General features: G+C 38.8%; 14 protein-coding genes, 1 tRNA gene and 1 pseudogene. 14 read left to right on the top strand and 2 right to left on the bottom strand.

Annotated features, from left to right (window positions below; all coding sequences use genetic code 11):
• The first annotated feature begins 240 nt into the window (after positions 1–240).
• From BN200_RS01420 to BN200_RS01410, 3 genes are all read left to right on the top strand, one after another.
• Complete coding sequence (locus BN200_RS01420) at positions 241–441, top strand: hypothetical protein (RefSeq protein WP_019220627.1); 201 nt, start codon at positions 241–243, stop codon at positions 439–441.
• A gap of 927 nt (positions 442–1368) precedes the next feature.
• Positions 1369–1530: a hypothetical protein gene (locus tag BN200_RS08475; protein WP_154645965.1), complete on the top strand. Its 162-nt coding sequence runs from the start codon at positions 1369–1371 to the stop codon at positions 1528–1530.
• Between the two features lie 110 nt (positions 1531–1640).
• On the top strand, positions 1641–2951 hold the full coding sequence (locus tag BN200_RS01410) for a PAS domain-containing sensor histidine kinase (RefSeq protein WP_034988560.1): 1311 nt from the start codon (positions 1641–1643) through the stop codon (positions 2949–2951).
• A gap of 14 nt (positions 2952–2965) precedes the next feature.
• Here BN200_RS01410 and mscL read toward each other — a convergent pair whose 3' ends face one another.
• Positions 2966–3379, bottom strand: coding sequence for a large conductance mechanosensitive channel protein MscL (gene mscL / locus BN200_RS01405; RefSeq protein WP_019220624.1), 414 nt, complete (start codon positions 3377–3379; stop codon positions 2966–2968).
• Positions 3380–3950: 571 nt separating this feature from the next.
• Here mscL and BN200_RS01400 point away from each other — a divergent pair.
• The 10 genes and pseudogenes from BN200_RS01400 to edd all read left to right on the top strand — a co-directional run bounded on the left by BN200_RS01400 (position 3951) and on the right by edd (position 13740).
• Positions 3951–5039 carry a quinone-dependent dihydroorotate dehydrogenase gene (locus BN200_RS01400; RefSeq protein ID WP_019220623.1) on the top strand — a complete coding sequence of 363 codons (1089 nt, stop codon included), beginning with the start codon at positions 3951–3953 and terminating at the stop codon, positions 5037–5039.
• Between the two features lie 134 nt (positions 5040–5173).
• A tRNA-His gene (locus BN200_RS01395) sits at positions 5174–5250 on the top strand.
• Positions 5251–5604: 354 nt separating this feature from the next.
• Positions 5605–5787, top strand: a complete 183-nt coding sequence (locus BN200_RS09530; protein WP_244426845.1) for a hypothetical protein — start codon at positions 5605–5607, stop codon at positions 5785–5787.
• 172 nt (positions 5788–5959) lie between these two features.
• Positions 5960–6160, top strand: a pseudogene (locus BN200_RS10130) (beta-hydroxyacyl-ACP dehydratase); the annotation flags it as partial.
• A 54-nt stretch (positions 6161–6214) separates the two neighbouring features.
• Complete coding sequence (locus BN200_RS01385; protein ID WP_019220619.1) at positions 6215–6430, top strand: hypothetical protein; 216 nt, start codon at positions 6215–6217, stop codon at positions 6428–6430.
• A 344-nt stretch (positions 6431–6774) separates the two neighbouring features.
• Entirely contained in the window at positions 6775–8202 is a 1428-nt protein-coding gene (locus BN200_RS01380) for a glutamine synthetase family protein (protein ID WP_019220618.1), read from the top strand.
• Positions 8203–8213: 11 nt separating this feature from the next.
• Positions 8214–9497 carry an NAD(P)/FAD-dependent oxidoreductase gene (locus tag BN200_RS01375; protein WP_034988835.1) on the top strand — a complete coding sequence of 428 codons (1284 nt, stop codon included), beginning with the start codon at positions 8214–8216 and terminating at the stop codon, positions 9495–9497.
• A 117-nt stretch (positions 9498–9614) separates the two neighbouring features.
• Positions 9615–11090, top strand: coding sequence for a glucose-6-phosphate dehydrogenase (gene zwf, locus BN200_RS01370; protein WP_019220616.1), 1476 nt, complete (start codon positions 9615–9617; stop codon positions 11088–11090).
• Positions 11091–11106: 16 nt separating this feature from the next.
• Positions 11107–11874, top strand: coding sequence for a 6-phosphogluconolactonase (pgl, locus tag BN200_RS01365; RefSeq protein WP_019220615.1), 768 nt, complete (start codon positions 11107–11109; stop codon positions 11872–11874).
• A gap of 42 nt (positions 11875–11916) precedes the next feature.
• Positions 11917–13740, top strand: a complete 1824-nt coding sequence (gene edd / locus BN200_RS01360) for a phosphogluconate dehydratase (RefSeq protein WP_019220614.1) — start codon at positions 11917–11919, stop codon at positions 13738–13740.
• Positions 13741–14991: 1251 nt separating this feature from the next.
• Here edd and folD read toward each other — a convergent pair.
• On the bottom strand, positions 14992–15891 hold the full coding sequence (gene folD, locus BN200_RS01350; RefSeq protein ID WP_019220611.1) for a bifunctional methylenetetrahydrofolate dehydrogenase/methenyltetrahydrofolate cyclohydrolase FolD: 900 nt from the start codon (positions 15889–15891) through the stop codon (positions 14992–14994).
• Positions 15892–16227: 336 nt separating this feature from the next.
• On the opposite strand from folD, the gene BN200_RS01345 reads away from it, so the two are divergent.
• Complete coding sequence (locus tag BN200_RS01345; protein WP_034988834.1) at positions 16228–18093, top strand: AsmA family protein; 1866 nt, start codon at positions 16228–16230, stop codon at positions 18091–18093.
• Positions 18094–18157 lie beyond the last annotated feature (64 nt).

Here is an 18157-nt window from a genome sequence, read left to right as displayed (position 1 = left end):
TGATTTATAATAATCTATTGTTTTGCATGTTGAATGAGAGACCTTAATATCGTAAGTTTCTTTCATTTCAATCTCTCTATATTGAAGCAATCAAAACCATTCACTTGCACATTACAAGCGGGGGTGAACATGTGGAGAAAAAACCTTCAAGAAAGGAGTAAAAATGGCTCTTATGAACCGTCTTAAGTGCCAAGAGCTGATGCAACATTTTGAGCTAGCAAAGAATATGATGGTGCCGACGTGCCCCTTCATAAGTTTAAAGCTTGTGGTGTACAGTGGCTATCTTTATACCATTCACGAGCGGCAACCCAATGGCGTTCTGTTCTTTGTGAAGAAGATGCAGAACAGGAAGTAACACTTTGTATTAAGGCTGCAGAACAGCAGGGTAATAAAAAGAAGGTTGGAGATATATTTACCATTTTGGGGGTATCTAGAATGTAAAGCAATGAGATGAACTTTCCTTCGAGGACTAAAGAGCTTTTGTTTTTCCTCTATTTTGCACTATTATCTTTACGCTTATAAAGGGGCACGTCGGCACCATCATATTCTTTGCTAGCTCAAAATGTTGCATCAGCTCTTGGCACTTAAGACGGTTCATAAGAGCCATTTTTACTCCTTTCTTGAAGTTTTTTTCTCCACATGTTCACCCCCGCTTGTAATGTGCAAGCGAATGGTTTTGATTGCTTCAATATAGAGAGATTGAAATGAAAGAAGCTTACGATATTAAGGTCTCTCATTCAACATGCAAAACAATGGATTATTATAAATCAGTACCTTGCATCAGGTTGTGGAAATATTTTTTGGTCAAAGAATGCAACAGTGTATTTTTGTTTGTTCTTTTGTGGCTGCTATGATTGACGAACGTTTTTTTTTAATCAAGTGAAGCACGACAAAATATTAAAGAATGCTCTGTAGGTTTTGTTGCGTTAGATAGTTTGCAGGGCTATACTCAATCTTTTGTAATGTTGTCTATTGATGTTATTGATTATGAAGTATTTTTGTTGAAAGCTTCTGGGAAAGAAGATTTTTCTCTTAAAGTGATTAGTTTGGGTGATGTAACTAATCCGTTGCCGTTATTAATGAAAATGCAACGGTATAGGAGACTTTTTCTCATTTTTATTTTGGTGATGAAAGGGTCAAAATTTTGCTACAGACAGTTGGTAATGGGAGACCAGCCAAAACCATTTTATGGAGGTGTCTGTACATGAAGTTGGCATTATTTTCTTGAAAGGAAAATCAGTAATTCTTACAGGTTGTGTGTATGTTCTTAAAGGAAGAGATTTTGGAGTATAAACAAGACTTTATCGTTTTATGCAAGAGTTTTGCTACGATATTTTCCCTAGAAAATGGATAAGAAGAGTTGCTTTTGTGATATATCAAACAGAGTTAGGTGAAATTGTTAAGTCTCTATCTTCTTCTGTTGGATGGTCTCTTTTCCGTGAACTTACCAATCAATTTTATAAGGAGCGGTATCGTATATTCAGCGATTTTATTGAGGCGTTTATGATGTGGAGTGAACAGATTTTTTGAGGATCGGGTGATGGTTGTTAAAAATGGTTTTATGTTAAACTCTCTGCTTTGCCAATTTTTAATGCCAAATATAGTGTCTTAATGAGTTTGGTGATTTTGGTGTTTTGAAGATGCAAGAAAAGCCACAAGAAAAAAAAGCTGAAGATTTCAATACAAAAACATCGAGTCTCTCGGAGGTGGAGCGTTCAGCTTTTCGTGAGATTGCAGAACGCTTGCGCGATGAATTGGATTCATCGGTAGAGGGGAGGCATTTTGTTGAAGAAACAGGCAATGAATTGCCATATGCACAGGAATTGTCTGAAAATACCATAGAAGAAACTCTTGTAAAAGAACCAACAGCAGTTTTATCATTATTGGATACAGCTACTGATGGTGTTTTGTGGTTGAATGAACGAGGCTTCATTCAAGCGGTCAGTTGTTCTGCTTTGGCATTAACCGGTTATGAAATAAATGAATTACTCTCTCAGCCATTATCATCATTATTTACTTTGCAAAGTTGCTCTTTGGTTGAAAAATATTTTCAGTTGATCCGTATGAAGGGAAAAAATCAAGCTTTTATTCGTGGTGAAACAGCTGATTTAGTGACGAAAAATTATAAGAATATAACTGTTTCTATGACAATGGTATCTCTGCGACAAGGCAATTATGCTGTTATACTGCATGATATGACAAGTATAGTGCTGCCTTTAGATAAAAAGGCCGAAGAGAATAAAATGGTTGGAATTGTTCATGAAATGCGGACACCTTTAAATGCTCTCATCGGTTTTGCAGAAATTATGAGGGATGGTCGTTTCGGTACGATAGACAATGAGCGTTATCGCGGATATTTACGTGATATTATCTCTTCTGGAAAACATATATTATCGCTGGTCAATCAATTACTAGAGTGCTCGAAAGCAAATCATTCTGATTCAAATAATCAGAACAATAGACCGGTTATAGCTGAAACATTTGATGTGATATCCTGTTTGCGTGCGAGTATAGCTTTTCTTGAAACACAAGCAAATCATAATGGTATTATCATGCGCATTGTTGCACCGATTTATGTGCCATTTATTGGTATATCGCAACAGATTTTTCGGCAGATCATATGGAATCTTCTTTCTAATGCTATCCGTTTTACACCATCGGGGGGACAAATCATTGTGCACGTTTCTTATGGCAAAGAAGAGAAAGTAAAGGTTTCAGTGAGTGATAATGGTGTAGGGATGAATGATGAAGAAATTTTACAAGCATTGCAACCTTACGGTCAGGTAGAGCGCAAAGATGGTCGCTCTGGTGACAGCGTTTTTATTGGCACTGGCCTGGGACTACCGATGTGTAAAGCAATGGTAGAAGAAAGTGGAGGCCAATTTTTGTTGTTTTCAAAACCCAATCAGGGAACAACTGTAGAAATGTTTTTTCCTGTTTTTCATGCATGAAACCACGCATCAATTTATTTTTTCTTAGCTAGCAAGTCTCTGATTTCTGAGAGAAGTTGTTGTTCTACAGACATCTTTTTTGAGCTTTCCTGTTCTTCTTGTTTTCGGCGTATTTTATTCATGCCTTTAACAAAGAGAAAGAGAACCCACGCAATAATGAGAAAGTTGATAAGCAAAGTGATAAAGTTGCCATAGCTAATGGTTGCTCCGGCCGCTTTAGCTGCACTCAAAGTAGCCTGTTTTTCACCGGCAAGCTGAATAAACATGTTAGAAAAGTCAATCCCACCCGTGATAAGACCAATAACTGGCATGAAAATATCATTGACAATTGAATTGACTAAGCCACCAAAAGCACCCCCTATAATCACACCGATGGCGAGATCAATCATATTACCTTTTAGGGCAAATTCTTTGAATTCTTTAAACATTGCGTTTTCCCCTTTGTATATGTGACACACAGTAATTTTAATTATCGCTTTTGATAAAAAAGGAAAGGGCAGTTTTCACCTTCTTGCAGTATTATATGAAAAATATCAAAATCCTTGTAAGACTATTATAACATGTTAAAGATTTAACGAGGAGCTGTATTTGAATTGATAGAATGGAAGGGTAGCTTATAAATTTCAAACGGACAGTTTTTTGATAAGAACTATATTTTCTTCTTGTTTTCGACTGAAACTAAACCATTGTTCTTGATTTATAAAATCGCTTCAACACTTTTATGATCATATGTTGAAAAAGGAGGTATATTTTAGAGTTGACCTGTTATTCTTGTTTGCAGAGTGTTGCAATTTTCAATATCTGAATAATTGTTAAAAAAAGGATTTTTTGTTTAATGTTCATCAATAGAAATATGAGTGGCAGTTATTATGATGAACTTTTTTGCGGGAGGGATTGCGTTATGATTGAGATAAGGTTCAATCTATAAGGGTAATCTTTTATGTTACAAACTTTACGTGAGGGTGCAATGGGTTATTTGTGTGTTGTGGAGAAGCATTGATGAGTTTTTTTCGTTGTATTGGTCGTTCTGCTTTATTTATGTTGGATCCAGAGCATGCACACCGTTTAGCGATTGTTGGGTTAAAAAGTGGATTGAGCAATTATCAGAAGATTGTTGATAAGCGGTTATGTGTGGCTACTGCGGGTCTTAAATTTGAAAACTTTGTCGGTCTTGCTGCTGGTTTTGATAAGAATGCAGAGGTTGTCAATGATGTTTTTCATTTAGGATTTGGTTTTACTGAAATTGGGACTGTCACGCCAAGACCTCAGGTTGGAAACCCTAAACCACGGCTTTTTCGTTTGAGAAAAGATGAAGCGATTATTAATAGAATGGGTTTTAATAATGATGGGTGTCAAATTGTTTACAACAGACTTTGCAGGTGTGAACGCCTTGGTATTGTAGGGGTTAATATTGGGGCTAATAAGGATACGGTCGATAAGATTGATGATTATACCACGAGTATTGCTTATTTTTATGACGTTGCTGATTATTTTACGGTTAATATTTCTTCGCCTAATACGCCTGGTTTACGGGCTTTGCAAGCACGTGATAGTTTGCATCTTTTGATGAATGCGATTTCGCAGGCGCGTAGTGAACAAGAGAAAAAGCATGGATTCTCCGTTCCAATTTTTTTAAAAATTGCGCCTGATTTATCGGAGAAAGAATTAGATGATGTAGCTGAAGAAATAAAACTCTCTGATTTTGATGGTCTCATTGTTTCCAATACCACTCTTTCACGCCAAGGTCTTAGAGAGAGTAAACTAAGGGATGAGGAGGGAGGGCTTTCTGGGCGCCCACTTTTCGAGCGTTCTACTATTGTGCTAGCAAAAATGCGTCAAAAATTAGGGAAAGAGATTGCCATCATTGGTGTTGGGGGCATAAGGGATGCACAAACAGCTTTGGAAAAAGTGAAAGCGGGTGCAGATTTAATTCAACTCTATAGTGGTATGGTTTATGAAGGACCAGATCTTGCCATAACTATTTTAAAAGAGATTTTGCAGTTTATGCAAAAAGATGGCGTCGAGAGTATAAAGTCTTATCGTGATCACCGTGTTGAGCATTGGGCAAAACGTGTGCTTTCTTTATGATAAAATTATTTTTGTAATAAAAAATGCGAGATTTTTTTTAAGGGGCTTGCAAACTCTTTTAATCTTCCTTATGTCACACAAGGAAAGAATTAAGTGTTTACGAAAGAGTGAACAGTTTGATACATTCACTTTATGCGGTTGTAGCTCAGTTGGTTAGAGCGCTGGTTTGTGGCACCAGAGGTCGTAGGTTCGAATCCCACCAACCGTACCATTTTCCTTCATCATGAGCAAACATCGGGCTGCTCCTGAGCTGGGATTGTTGGCTTTTTTCGTTTGTCGTATGCCGATACTTCTCGCGCACTATCAAGCGCGGTTTAGCTCTCATTCCTTCAGTTTATCATCAAAGGATTTAAGAGAAAAATATAAAAAGGTCCCCCAATCATGGTTATAAAGCATCGCACTGAGCCAAATTTCTTGGGTATATGTCAGAGTATCACCTTAACCGCACCGATGGGGGCTTGCGGGCAAATCGATATTTCTCACTGGGATTTAGCCCATAACTATTTGAAACAGGGCTTGTTACTCGAAGCCTTGCATCAGTTTGCAGTTCGATTCGCCACCGTGGGTGGCTAAAAACTCGGATCTCACTTATCGCTATCTCCCTGTTATGGTTGAACAGTTTTTCTCTACCACCCATTTTGATAGCGATCGGTTACGCGTTGAAGGACATATTGAACGCATTAATGAGGCCTACCGTATTCACTGTAAGGCCAGCCCATACGACAATGGCAAGGACGTTATTGCGTAGGCAATCATCATTGTCAGTAAGGTCTGCTTCTCTGGCTCGTGTTTGAGAAAGCCGCTCTTCCATTACTAGGCAATTTATGTAAGATTTTCTCCGTAACCGGAGAGGAGATTCTTGTACTTTTTCCTTTAATGCGCATCACCCGCTTTTTGAGGAACATTTCCCCTCCCGCGCCGTATGTTCTGGTTCACTATTGATTGAGATGATTCTGGCTTTGTCCACGCAAGGTAGGGCGAAAAATATCGCATCTGTTGCGCTGAAAAAAGTAAAGTTCATTGAAGCAGTTTATCCGGGAGATACCTATCCCTATCAGTTGACCATTAAACAGGATACAGAGTGTGAACCAGGTGGCGTTTTTTATTCATACGGAAACTAAAAAACGAAGCACTTGCGGTAAGTTTTCTATCAAATATAAAAAGGAGGATGCACCATGTTTAACGTAATAATCTCTTTTATTCCGTGGAGTATTTACTCCTGGGTTATCAATGAAAACGTTTTAACTCAGGTCGAACGCTCTCTCATCTTAACTGTGATCTTATTGTCCATTATTGCTGTGAATATTAAAATTGTCCGACAGGGAGAACCCGTGATGATTACTAACATTCTGACAGTTATTATCCTGTTTGTTAATTATTTCGCTGTATAGATTTAGGAGAAGCAGAAGTGGCGATGCATATCGCGTTTTTGTGGCCATTAAGAGTAGAGATATAATAATTACGTTGAGCATCCACTATGAGATTTTATACGATTATTGCTTGCCAGAATGGCTTTAGGCCTTTTATTATTTTACAAACAGGACGTTAGCACCTATCGTGTGCAGTACCAATTTTTACTATAGTTGATAGGATAGCTTATTGAGTGTAAGGTTCTCTTACCTTAATGAATATTATAGCATTCTTTAAAAATATTCGTTGATAAGTTTTTTCGTGTCATTCATACATGGCTGATATAATAAGAACAGGACTTGATTATTTTTAAAGTTGATATGTTATGGCGGTGAAAAATGGTAAACAAATGAAAAGCAAAAATTCTAAGCTTGTTTCTCATTTTCTCAAAAATTTACGGGGTGTAGAGAATTGGGAGCAAGTTTCGCAGTGGCTTGCGTTTCGTAATGTAGAAGATATTGAATGTATTACGCCTGATCAGGCGGGGGTTCCCCGTGGCAAGATGATGCTTTCTAAAAAATTTATATCGGAAACATCGTTGGCATTGCCTTCAGCCGTTTTTATGGCAACAATTTCAGGAGATTATCCTGAAGATGGTCATGGTTTTGAATATCCTAAAACAGATGGTGATTTACGCCTTGAACCTGACCTTTCTACATTAAGCATTGTGCCGTGGGAAGAAGCACCTACAGCACAAGTGATTTGTGATCTTGTGTATCAAAATGGCGAAGTTGTTGATTATACGCCACGCAATGTTTTGCGGAAAGTCATTAATTTTTACATACAAATGGGTTTGAAACCAGTTGTATCACCAGAAATTGAATTTTATTTGGTGCAGAAAAATCCAGATCCTGATTATCCTTTGGTTCCTCCTGTTGGCCGTTCTGGCCGTTCAATTGGTGGAGGACAAGGTTATTCGATTGCTGGTGTGAATGAATTTGATGATCTGATTGATGATATTTATCATTTTTCGGAAGCGCAAGGATTAGAAATTGATACGCTTATTCATGAGGAAGGGGCTGGTCAGTTTGAAATCAATTTACGCCATGGTGATCCGATTGAGTTAGCTGATCAAGTTTTCATGTTTAAACGAACGATTCGTGAAGCGGCATTGAAGCATGACATGTATGCAACTTTTATGGCCAAGCCTATTCAAGGGCAACCGGGTTCTGCTATGCATATTCACCAATCGGTTGTTGATAAAAAAACGGGTATGAACATTTTTACACAGAAAAATGGTGAGGAAAGTGTTTGTTTTCGCCATTTTATTGGTGGATTACAAAAACATATGGCTGGTGTTTTGGTGATGCTTGCTCCTTATGTGAATTCTTATCGACGTCTTGTTCCTGATCTTTCAGCACCTGTTAATTTGCGGTGGGGATATGATAATCGTACGACAGCTTTTCGTGTACCTCGTTCTGCTCCTCAAGCACGGCGTGTTGAGAATAGACTTCCTTCGTCAGATGCTAATCCTTATTTAGCGCTTGCGGCTTCTTTAGTTTGTGGTCTTATCGGATTGCAGCAAAAGCTTGAACCTGATGAGCCGACAACAAACAATGTGAATGCTGATAATATTGAATTACCACGTGGACTGATTGAAGCTGTCAACTTATTTGAACGAGATACAGCAGTCCGTGCTATTCTAGGCGATGTATTTGTAAGTACTTATGCTGCCATAAAACGACAAGAATTTGAAACCTTTATGGAAGTAATTAGCCCGTGGGAACGGGAATATCTTTTGCTGAATGTTTAAGTTTTATCACGATGATTGAATATAATCCAATTTCTCCAGGGATTTCTTGGTATGAAGATACTTTAGAAGAGCGTCCTTCTTATCCATTTTTTGACGGAGAAGAACAGTGTGATGTCGTTATTATTGGCGGTGGCTTTACCGGTCTTTCAGCTGCTTACCATCTTGCTAATGCTGGAGTTCGTGTTGTTTTGTGTGAAGCTTCGCGTTTTGGGGATGGTGCCTCAGGGCGCAATGGGGGGCAATTGGGAACAGGGCAACGACAATGGGTAGAAACTTTAGAGAAAAAATATGGTTTTGAACGAAGTAAAGCGCTGTTTGATTTAGCTGAAGAAGCCAAAAGAGAGATTTTGTCTTGGTTTGCGATGCCTGATTGTCAGTGTGATTTTATGGAAGGACAACTTTCTGTGATTCATAAAAGGCGTGAGGTAGTATCTTATCAACGGCATGTTGAGCTGATGCAGCGTTATGGTTATCACGGTCTTTCTTTTATGGACAGAGATGAAACAGCTAAAAGGCTTGGCTCGTCTTTTTATTCTGGCGGTCTTTATGATGCGCAGACTGGTCATATAAATCCCTTAAAGCTGGTTGTTTGGTTGGCCAAAAAAGCTAAAAATGCTGGCGCTAAACTTTATGAGAAGACGCAAATTACTGCGGTAAATCGTAAGGGGCGCCATTGGGTAGTGATAACAGAACGAGGCAAGATAATGGCTGAGCATGTTTTATTGGCAACCAATGCCTATAAGCTTGGACTTGAGCGCTTTGTTGAAAAAAATATTGTTTCTATCCGCTCTTATATTGGAGCAACAGAACCATTATCAAAAGACAGTCCAATTCTTCCAGGAAGCGAATCGGTAGATGATTCACGTTTTATGGTTCGCTATTTTCGCAAAAGCGTTGATAATCGCTTATTATTTGGCGGAGTAGAAAGTTATGATAATCGGCATCCCGCAGATTTAGAGGAGCGTATACGAAGACAAATTGCAGAAATTTATCCTCATCTCAAATCTATAAATCTCACGCATCGTTGGGGTGCAACTGTTGCCATCACAGTTGAACGCATGCCCTATGTTCGCCAACTTCTACCAGGTGTAATTTATTGCGGTGGTTATTCGGGGCATGGGGTTATGCTTGCTCCTTTTATGGGAAAGTTATATGCTGAATGGTTAACTGGGAAGTGTGAGCGTTTTGCATATTTTCAGAATTTAAAGATTTCATCTTTTCCAGGGGGAAGAATACTGCGTTATCCGCTTGTATTTTTGGCAATGCATTGGTTTTCTTTGATGGATCATTTTTAAAGGAATAGCATTTGAAATGAAAGAAATTAATCGCTTGTTTAGCATCTGTCTGCTTTAATGATAAGCTTCTACGAATTGTTTAATCTTTTATAATTGAATGGGAAGAGAGACGCGTTCATGGTGAGTAAAATTATTCCAGTCTCTCCCTTTGACTGTATTGTCTTTGGTGGCAATGGTGATTTAGCATCACGCAAACTTATCCCTGCTTTATACCATTGTCAGTGTGTTGGGCAGTTGAGCGAGCCAACGCGTATCATTGGGGTTTCGCGCTCTGCGTTGACGAGTGAAGAATATCAAAATTTTGTTCGTGCTTCTTTAGAAAAATATGTTCATCCAAAAGATCTCAATCGAACTGAACTCAATCATTTTCTTGCACGTTTAACCTATGTTTCTGTTGATATTACATCAAACCGAGGCTGGAGAGATCTCGTTTTACTGCTCTCAGAGGATGCAGCTGATATTCGAGCTTTTTATTTAGCGGTTAGTTCGCCCCTTTTTGGTGATATTGCGATGAGATTGGGACAAAATGGTTTAGTGACGCAAAAAACACGGATTATCATTGAAAAACCTATTGGCCGTAATGTAAAAACAGCAGTTCAACTCAATGATACATTTGCAAGCGTATTTGATGAAAATCAAATTTTTCGCATCGACCATTATCTGGGCAAGGAAACTGTTCAAAATTTGATGGCATTGCGGTTTGTTAATACACTTTATGAACCGTTATGGAACTCCAATTACATTGATCATGTTCAGATAACGGTTGCTGAATCTTTAGGATTGGAAGGGCGTGTAGAATATTATGAGAGTGCAGGTGCACTACGCGACATGGTACAAAATCATATGCTGCAATTGCTCTGTTTGGTTGCGATGGAAATACCATTTACCAACAGTGCGAATGCTGTGCGTGATGAAAAACTTAAAGTTTTGCATTCTTTAATGCCTCTCGATGTTCATAATGTAGAGCAATATACTGTACGTGGACAGTATCTTGCTGGTATAGTAGATGATGTTTGTGTAAAATCTTATCTTGATGATTTGGAGAAAGAGATCAGTCAAAGCGAAACATTTGTAGCGCTTAAAATTAAGATTGATAATTGGCGTTGGGCGGATACGCCTTTTTATTTGCGAACAGGTAAACGTATGTCCACACGGATGTCTGAAATTGTTGTCGTTTTCAAACCTATCCCCCATAATATTTTTGAGAAGAATTCGGGTAAAATTTTTTCGAATCGGCTCGTCATTCGTCTCCAGCCTGATGAAGGCGTAAAACAATGGTTGATGATTAAGGATCCAGGTCCTGGTGGTATGCGATTTTGTCATATTCCGTTGGATATGAGTTTTGCCTCTGCATTTTCTCAGCGTAATCCTGATGCTTATGAACGCTTATTGATGGATATTATTCGGGGTGATCAAACACTTTTTATGCGTCGTGATGAAGTTGAAGCTGCTTGGCATTGGATTGATCCTATTCTTAACGGATGGGAAGCCATAAAGCAGCCTATTCATGGTTATAGCGCTGGCTCATGGGGACCATCTGCTTCGGCACTTTTGATGGAACGTGATGGGCGTACATGGAACAACTTAGTTTAGAGCGATAAAGATAAATATGTATGGAATAAATATCGACCGTTTAAATTTTGCAACACCCACTGCTCTTGCTTTAGCATTAGCTGATCAAGTCGCAGCAGAGCTTAGTGTATCTATTCTTGAGCGAAAGCGAGCGATCTTGGCAGTTTCTGGTGGTAAAACACCAGAATTGTTTTTTCATTATTTGTCAAAAGCTGATATTGATTGGGAAAATGTCATCATTACTCTGGTCGATGAACGTTTTGTACCTATTCATCATGAGCGTTCAAATGAACATGTCGTGCGACGCTATTTGTTACAAAATTTTGCGGCTAAAGCACGATTTGTAGGACTTTATCGGAAGGCAATTACGGTTGAACTTGCTGCTTTTTCGGCAGCTAGTCGTATTAATACTTTACCTAAGCCCTTTGATGTGGTTGTTTTAGGAATGGGGGTTGATGGACACACGGCTTCTTTTTTTCCTGATGCTGATCGCTTGAAACAAGCGCTTGATCTTAAGACGCAAGCGCTGGTTTTACCACTTCATGCGAAAAGTGCTGTTGAGCCAAGACTCACACTGACTTTGCCAGTTATAATGCAATCTCGTTGCATTATTCTCCATTTTGAAGGTTTTCAGAAACGCGATTGTTTTGAAGCGGTTTGTCAGAACGGATCTGAAATGGAAATGCCTGTTCGAGCTGTTTTACGCAATGCCCATCATCTTGTTCAGGTTTATTGGTCGCCTACAGAAAATGAAATAGGTGAAACAGAACATGAGACGAGTAAAGTGGAGATGCAATCCCTCTGACTCGTGATAGGATGCATAAATAAAAGGGGGGGGGGAATAAACATGGCACTTTCAAAGACAATTGCTTCGGTTACGCGAAGAATTTGTGAACGTTCTCTACCAACGCGGGAGATTTATCTAGACCGTATTGCAAAAGCGCAAGAAAATCGTCCCAAGCGCAGTTTTTTAGGATGTGCTAATCAAGCCCATGGTTTTGCGGCTTGTGTTCCACTAGATAAGGAGCTTTTAAAGCATAATATTGTTGGGAACATTGGTATTATTACTGCGTATAATGATATACTTTCAGCGCATCAACCTTTTGAGAGTTTTCCTCACTTAATTAAAGAGACAGCTCGCCTCGTTGGTGGTGTGGCACAAGTAGCGGGTGGTGTGCCTGCAATGTGTGATGGCGTTACACAAGGGAATGCAGGAATGGAGCTCTCTCTTTTTTCGCGTGATGTAATTGCTATGGCGACAGCTATAGGTTTATCACACGATATGTTTGATGCGGCACTCTACCTTGGGGTTTGTGATAAAATCGTCCCTGGCTTGGTGATTGGGGCACTCACATTTGGTCACTTACCAGGAATTTTTGTTCCAGCTGGTCCCATGGCAAGTGGTCAAGGCAATGATGAAAAGGCAAAGATACGCCAGCTTTATGCAGAAAATAAGATAGATCGTCAAACATTGCTGGAATCGGAAGCTCGTTCTTATCATGGACCAGGAACATGTACATTCTATGGGACGGCTAACTCAAATCAGCTGATATTGGAGATGATGGGGCTTCATATGCCAGGAAGCTCTTTCATCAATGCCAACACACCGTTACGTGATGCTTTAACAAAGGAAGCTACAAAGCGTGTATTTGAAATGACAGCTCTTGGTGAGAGTTATAGTCCACTTGGTATGATTGTGGATGAGCGCTCTTTCGTGAACGCTATTGTAGGATTAAATGCAACGGGAGGATCTACAAATCATGCAATTCATTTAATTGCTATGGCTGCTGCTGCGGGGATTCGATTGACATGGCATGATATTGCAGAAATTTCGTCAGTTGTACCTCTTTTAGCACGGATTTACCCCAATGGTCTGGCTGATATCAATCATTTTCATGCAGCTGGTGGTATGGGATTTGTTATTCGCGAATTGATTGAGGCAGGTTTAGTTCATGAAGATGTATGTACAGTTTTTGGTAAAGGTCTCAATGCTTATGCAATTGAAGCAAAGCTTGGCACGGATGGCAATATAGTGCGCGAGCCTGCTCTCAATGAAAGTGCTCATCATAAAGTATTAGCAGGGTGGAAAAAACCGTTTCAGCCTAATGGTGGTATTCGTATTTTATCGGGAGATTTAGGTACAGCCATTATGAAAGTTTCATCTGTCAAATCTGAGCATTGGCAGATTGAAGCTCCAGTTCTAGTCTTTAATAATCAAGAGGAGCTGCAAGAGGCTTTTAAAGCAGGGATATTGAGTGATAAAGACTTTATTGCTATCATTCGTTACCAAGGGCCAAAAGCCAATGGTATGCCAGAGCTTCATAAATTAACGACAATTTTAGGTGTTTTACAAGATCGTGGTCAAAAGGTAGCATTGGTAACCGATGGTCGTATGTCCGGTGCGTCAGGAAAAATACCTGCTGCAATTCATGTGACACCAGAAGCTTTGGATGAGGGGCCGATTGCTCGTTTGCAGGATGGTGATGTTGTCTGTCTTGATGCTCATGTGGGTAAATTAGCTATTTTAGAAGATAAGGCAGAATTTAACGCACGAACAATCATCCCTCCTGACCTTTCAAAGAATGAATATGGCGTTGGTCGTGAGCTTTTTCGTATTTTTCGCCACTCCGTTAATCATGCAGATCAAGGGGCATCTGTTTTTATAGCATAAGTCAGTGCGAAAAATAGATAAAGTGCACATGCGTAACAAATATTATAACATTGATCTATAAGGATAATTTATCTTTTTACATGGTGAATGAGAGTCCTGAATAGTGTAATTTTCTCACCGCAAATCCTTTTAGAGTGAAGCAATCAAAATCATTTGCTTATATGTCACAAGTGGGGCTGGCGCGTGGGTAAAACTAATTAAGAAAGAGATAGAAATAGCTTTTATGAATCCTCTCAAGTGCCAAGGATTGCATCAACATGTGAGGAGAAGCAAAGAGAATGAGAGTGTCGGCTTGCTCCTTCACAAGCGTAAAGATGGGGGTGCTCAATGGATTTATCTTTATACCCTTTACGGGCAGCGCTGTGAAATGGACTTTTATACGCTGAGAGATTTCTCTTAAAAAAAGCACGTGAATTGGCAACACGATGGCGTTCTGTTTTACGTGAAGAGCGTAATACCATTAAAGAACGAGAGAAACAAAAACGTGAAGCAATGTACAATCTCTATTATTAAAAAAAATTGCTCTGGATACTTTTGAAAGCCGTAAAGCTGAACTAAAAGATAATGGTAAAGATGGGAATTGGCTTTCATCTTTACAACTTTCCATTTTCCATAAATGAGGCTGTATACCCATTTTTAAAATTACACAAATAGAGATATGCAACACTCTTGCGCCTATTTGCATACAAAAGAAGGAAAAACTTATAAAGTGCTAAATCGTCCTAATCTTTGTCTCGAATATGCTGTTACGCTAGGATTAGATGTTGATTGACAAGTGACAGAAAAAGCAAAGGCTTTATTAGGTAAACAATATCATAAAACTCCTCATAGATCGGAGAGATATTCCAGATTTTTTATAAAATATTTTGCAAAACAACGACTATAAACACATATGGTGTTACATTTTCTTATCTTTACGAACGTTATATTTATCTCCACAAAGATCTGATTGACGGCAATATATGGATCTGTTGAGAATATGAAAGGAAAATATAATACTAAAAAAAGAGTTTCATGTTCCCTTTCTCATCAGAAACACTGAAAGTGATTAAATAAGTCCGTTGTCTCTTCAAAAGTGATTGTACCTTTTCTTTTTCTATCGTATCCCTTGCAAATTGCCTGTTATAATAAATGAAAAAATTTGACTTGACACATGCCTTGATGGTTTTTTCTCTGGTTTACGTGATTGGTTAGCCAAAACAACAGATGCCTCTTATGAGAGAACAAAGACTGCTTTAGTCTATAAAATCCTTAGAATTTTGGTACGGGTAAATTATGTAATCGAGCTGCAGCTTTGAGCGTATTAACCATAAGCATAGCGATTGTCATGGGTCCAACCCCTCCTGGAACAGGGGTGATTGCGGCAGCTTTTTCTTTTATTTCTTCAAAATCGACATCACCAACAAGACGCGTCTTTCCTACACCCTTCTCTGGTGCTGCAATGCGATTAATGCCCACGTCAATAACAATAGCACCATTTTTAATCCAATCTTTTTTAATCATTTGTGGACGGCCTACAGCCGCTACTAAGATATCGGCACTACGACACACGTCATCAAGATCACGGGTGCGGCTATGAGCGATTGTCACAGTAGCATTTGCTGCTGTTAAGAGAGCAGCCATAGGTTTGCCAACAATATTAGAGCGTCCAACAACGACGGCATCAAGACCAGATAAATCTCGTCCGCATTGTTGTTCAATCATCATCATGGCACCAGCTGGTGTACAGGGAATGATAGCGTCTTCAAATGCATTTGCTGCGAGTTTTCCTATATTGATATAATGAAAACCATCAACATCTTTTTGGAAAGCGACGGCTTGTGTTATGCGATTTGTGTTCATATGGTCAGGGAGGGGAAGTTGCACCAAAATACCATGGATTTGAGGATCGGAATTTAATGTTGCAATGAGTTGCAGGAGTTCTTTTTCCTGTGTTTCTTTTGGCACCATATGTTTGATTGAAAAAAAACCACATTCTTCAGCTTTTTTGCTTTTTGATGTGACATAGACATGACTTGCTGGGTCGTCTCCAACAATAATGACAGCGATACCAGGTTGTATCTTGTAGTTATTGCGTAGTTTTATTGTTTCAGCCTTAACTTTCACAATAATCTCTTCAGCGAGCTTTTTTCCGTCAATAATATTGTTCATGGGAGCGATCCTTTCATGAGGGCTATTTGTTTTGTTTGTAAAGCATTTGCTGACGATACAATAGAGCTTTGTAGCAGTATTAATCTGGGAATGCTAAGGATGGTTTGATAGTGTTATATATTTTTTGGCTTTTGAAAGATTTTAAAATAATGATTTTGTTAAGCAGCAGCAACATTGCTGTTCCAATAAACTTTGGATAAGAACAAGGATAATGCAGTTCTTAAATAAGATATGACGGATTTTAAGCTTATAAGAAGTTTTTAACGATCATTAAGATGTGCTTTAAATCTGTTAGTGAGGCAAAAAGTGTAGAGGAAGATTGTGCGCGCCAGAATAATAAAATTTTTTATAATAAAATTTTTGAGCGGGATTTTTATTACAATTATTGTTTTATTTGGAGTTGGTATTCTCATTTTGCCGTATCTTGTGTCGACAGATACGATTCGTATTCGTTTAGCGCAGGATTTGAGTGCATGGACAGGCTATCATGTGCAACTGCGTGATCCTCCGCGGTTGAGTCTTTTTCCTTATCCTAAAGCATATCTTTCCGGTTTGACTTTAACATCAAAAATCAATAATACTGCACCACTCATGGAAGCTGAATCGATAGAAGTTGATCTTTCTTTGGTAGATCTTCTCTGGGGACATATTTCTTTTTCAGAGACTCGAATTGTGCATCCTCAATTTGTTATGGAAAAGCCCATTAAAACAGTAGCGGATTTTTTTGCCAGATTTTCGCGGTCACGAGGTGTATTAGGATTAGCAATACGCAATGCTCGTGAAATATTAAAGCATAATCCTGATAAGCCAGATACAAAACGTCTTTTAAAGCAACCTTTTGGACGGATTATTATTGAAGATGGCGTTCTCGTGTATCATGATAGCATTTCTCGTGTAGCAGAAAAAATAACGGGATTAAATGCTGTTTTAGATTGGCCAGAATCGACGCAGGAAGCGCGGTTTCATGCAGATGCTCGTTGGCGCGGAGAGTTGACAAAATTATCAATTGATGCCGATCAAGCGTTGCTGCTTTTAGCAGGAGGGAAAAGCCAGGTTAAAGCAAGCCTTAATTCTGTGCGTGGCGGTATAACATTTATAGGACAGGTACGGTTATCTGAATACTATATTTTTGACGGAAAAATATCGATGCGTTCTCCGGGTTGGAATCAGACGTTGGCCTGGATTGGAAGCAATCAGTTTTGGGGGTATAGATTAAAAGAACCTATCGTATGGGAGTCTCGTTTTTTAGCACAGCCAATGCATATTCAAATGGATAATGTTACATTTGCAATGGGTACAGCAAATGCACGTGGGGCTTTAGAAGTTGATTTTCAGGACTATGTACCCATTATAATGGGATCTTTGGCATTCGATAATCTAGATTTTAACCTCTTGGGATCAATATTTTCTTCAGTTAAAGAGAAGAATCAATTCCTTGATATAACGGATCGTATTGGGATAGATATAAGACTTTCTGCACCGCAGGCAAAAGCAGGAAATATTATACTGACTGATTTAGCAGCCGCTATACAAATAAAAAATGGGCAGGGCATTTTTGATCTTGGACATGTTAATATTTTTGGTGGGGCACTTCAAAGTAATATTCAAATAACATCAGTTGGTCAAAAGGTGCAATTTGAAGGACGTGCTTCAGGGACTTCCATTGATATCCAAGATGCTGCAGAGGCGCTAGGGATACACCCATTTGTACAGTCCAAAACCAATTTTATCATGAAAATGAAGACTTTAGCCAGTTCTTGGTCGGAAATTTTTGCAAAAATGCAGGGTGAATTAACACTGAATATGCTGTCTGGACGGTTGTTAGGATATGATTTGCATGATTTGCAGACAAAGCTTTTTAAGAAGGAAAAATTTCTTTTAGTGAATCATGATTCCTTCTCCACAGTCTTTAATCGTTGGGATATTCAAACAAAATTTTCAGATGGTACAGTTACCGTGATCGAATCATTGATGCATACAGCCGATTGGAGTTTATCCATTCAAGGAGCGATTGTTCAAGAGCGACGGGATGAGTTGACATTACAGGCACAATTACAAAAAAATAATAGTCTGGAAACTTTATGTAGAGATGTAGAATGTCTTGCAAACAGTCTTGCGTTGCCTTTTTCTTTTTCTCTTAGCTCTAAAGGGCAGGAGCGTGGCAATTTTTGGGTTACAAAAGACACTAACACCACGAATTGATCACCGTTCTTCATTATGAGCAGGAGTCTTTAGAAAATGATTGAAAAATATTTATATGAGTATA

The organism is Bartonella senegalensis OS02 (genome assembly GCF_000312545.1).
In the GTDB taxonomy this organism is placed as follows: domain Bacteria; phylum Pseudomonadota; class Alphaproteobacteria; order Rhizobiales; family Rhizobiaceae; genus Bartonella; species Bartonella senegalensis.
This window is presented reverse-complemented; position numbering and strand designations above follow the sequence as displayed.